This window comes from Actinomycetospora sp. (genome assembly GCF_055612215.1).
Map to the genome: position 1 here is coordinate 1 of NZ_JBVPVA010000354.1, position 2,435 is coordinate 2,435.

A 2,435-nucleotide genomic window follows, 5' to 3' on the forward strand; every position below is an offset into this window, starting at 1 on the left:
CCTCGCTGACGCAGCCGGGGTCGGCGTAGCAGAGCCGCATGGTGCGGCGCAGGCGCGTGCCGGCGTCCTCGGCGGCGAGCTCGCGCCGCGTGCGCGCCCCGACCAGCGGGATCGCGGCCAGCGCCATCTTGCCGTCGCCGAGCCTCGCCGGGGCGGGCCGCAGGTCCGGGACGGCGGGGCTGACCAGCGTGGTCGTGCGCACCATCTCGGGGTGGTCGGCGGCGACGGCGAGCGCCACCGCGCCGCCGAGGGAGTTGCCGACGAGGTGCACCGGGCCGTCGAGCGTCCCGAGGAACGCCGCGACGGTGCGGGCGTGCGCGCCGAGCGAGTAGTCGCGCGAGGGCAGCGGCTCGGTGCGGCCGAACCCGGGCAGGTCGACGGCGAGGCCGCGCCAGCGCGAGGACAGGGCGCCGGCGAGGTCGGTCCAGTTGGTCGACGACCCGCCGAGCCCGTGGACGTAGACGACCGTCGCGTCGTCGCCCGGGCCGGGGATCCGGGGGGTCTCCCGGACGTGGAGGCGGACGGCGCCGGCGTCGACGTGGCGTCCCGGCCAGTGCGGCGTCGGGTCCCCGATGGGGCCGAGCGCGTCGGCGGGCGCGAGCGGGGCCGCGGGGGCCGGACCGGGCCCCGGGGCGCCGCGTCGGCGCGCGGACCCCGACCACCCGCCGGCCGGCGGACGGCCTCGTCCGGGCAGGGTGATCGTCACCCGACCAGCATGCAGGTGTCCGGGAGGTGAAGCGAACCCGACCCCGGCGTGTCCATCGCGTGACTGCGCCCGAACCGCGTGTGATCGGCGCGCATGCGGGAATCGGTCGGTAGGGTCGACCGATCGGGGAGGTCCCGATCGGACTCGTGGGTCCGGCGGGCGAGTCCACGGCGGGAGGCGGACCGATGAGCGAGACCGGTGCAGTGGCGCCGACGGCGGCGGGCCGCCCTCGCATGTCCCGGGCGCAGCGGCGGGCCCAGCTCCTCTCGGCGGCGCGGTCGGTGTTCGGCGCCCAGGGCTACCACGCGGCGGCGATGGACGAGATCGCCGAGCGGGCCGGGGTGAGCAAGCCCGTGCTGTACCAGCACTTCCCGGGCAAGCTCGACCTCTACCGCGCGCTGGTGGAGTCCGCGGCCAACGAGATGGTCCGCACCGTGCGCGCCGCGATGCGCTCGACCACCGACAACAAGGCCCGCGTGCACGCCGCCGTGCAGGCCTACTTCGACGTCGTCTCCTCCCGCGACGGCGCGATGCGGCTGGTGTTCGAGACCGACACGCGCGCCACCCCGGAGATCGCCGAGATCGTGGACCGGGCGACGTCGGACTGCATCGACGCCGTCACCGAGGTCGTGACCGCCGACGCCGGGCTGGAGCCGGACCGGGCGCGACTGCTCGCGGTCGGGCTCGTCGGGCTGTCCACGACGGCGGCACGCTACTGGCTCGACGCGGGGCTGCAGCCGCCGCGCGAGGACGCGATCGCGCTGATGTCGACGCTGGCGTGGCGCGGGATCGGCGGCGGGTTCCCCCGGCCGGAATAGGGGCGCTCCGCGCTTGTGAGCACTATTCCGCGGTATGGCACGGGATAGTGCTCACAAGGCGAAGCCACCTAGGCGCCGACGCCGAACCCCACCCGACGCACCTCGGACGGCGCGATCTCCACGTAGGCGATGCGGGTGGCCGGGATGAGGTAGCGCCGGCCCTTGTCGTCCTCGAGGGACAGCACGCCGCTCGAGCCCGAGAGCGCGCCGTCGACGAGCTCCGACACCTCGTCGGGCGTCTGCCCGCTCGAGACCACCAGCTCGCGCGGGCTGTCCGCGACGCCGATCTTGACCTCCACGCGACCCTCCGGTCTGCTCCGACTCCCCGGTCGTCAGCCTGACGACGACCGGTGCGCTCGCGGAGGTTAGTCCAGATCGCCGACGCGGGCGGGCCGCCCACCACGTCGTCCGCGCAGGGCGAACGTCACGAGAGCCCGAGCGCGGAGACCCGCTTGTTGTGCCGCGACTTCAGGCGCTTGAGGACCGCGGCCCGCGCCGCGGTGCCGGCGTCCGCCCCGCCGTCGACCACGGCCGCCAGCCCCGGGTGCTCCTCGAAGGCGGCGACGACCGCGGCGAGCGCCTCGCCGAGCAGCCGGCGGGCCCACATCGCCAGGCGCGCGTGGACCTGCTCGTCCGCGCACGCCTCCCGGATCCGCGCCTCGACGAACGCCCCGTGCCCGGCGTCGGGGATGACCTCACGGACCAGGTCGGCCTCGGCGCCGGTGAGCCCCTCGAGGGCCTCGGCCTGCAGGTCGGTGACGAGCCCGCGGCCCAGCGCCGTCGCGACCAGCGCCTCGGGCCAGTCGCGGGCGCCCACGCTGCGCAGCAGGGCGTCGACACGGGCGACGAACGGCTCCATGGCGTCGAGCACGTCCACACCGCGGGCGGCGAGGTGGTCCCGGACCCGGACG

At 76.2% G+C, this 2,435-nt stretch carries 4 protein-coding genes; 1 reads left to right on the forward strand and 3 read right to left on the reverse strand.

Annotated features, from left to right (window positions below):
• A partial coding sequence (locus AC0CYZ_RS10130) for an alpha/beta fold hydrolase (RefSeq protein WP_472214836.1) occupies positions 1-706 on the reverse strand: 706 nt, incomplete at its 3' end.
• 185 nt (positions 707-891) lie between these two features.
• Between AC0CYZ_RS10130 and AC0CYZ_RS10135 the strand changes: the two genes are divergently transcribed.
• Positions 892-1,524, forward strand: a complete 633-nt coding sequence (locus AC0CYZ_RS10135; RefSeq protein ID WP_472214838.1) for a TetR/AcrR family transcriptional regulator — start codon at positions 892-894, stop codon at positions 1,522-1,524.
• Positions 1,525-1,592: 68 nt separating this feature from the next.
• Here the strand turns inward: AC0CYZ_RS10135 and AC0CYZ_RS10140 are convergent, their stop codons facing one another.
• Both AC0CYZ_RS10140 and AC0CYZ_RS10145 read right to left on the reverse strand, forming a co-directional pair.
• Positions 1,593-1,823 carry a DUF3107 domain-containing protein gene (locus AC0CYZ_RS10140; protein ID WP_472214840.1) on the reverse strand — a complete coding sequence of 77 codons (231 nt, stop codon included), beginning with the start codon at positions 1,821-1,823 and terminating at the stop codon, positions 1,593-1,595.
• A gap of 125 nt (positions 1,824-1,948) precedes the next feature.
• On the reverse strand, positions 1,949-2,435 hold a 487-nt coding region (locus AC0CYZ_RS10145), incomplete at its 5' end, for a ferritin-like fold-containing protein (RefSeq protein WP_472214844.1).

Excerpts from the sequence above, each read along its gene's own strand:
- AC0CYZ_RS10135 (WP_472214838.1), top strand. The coding sequence starts at position 892 with ATGAGCGAGACCGGTGCAGTGGCGCCGACGGCGGCGGGCCGCCCTCGC.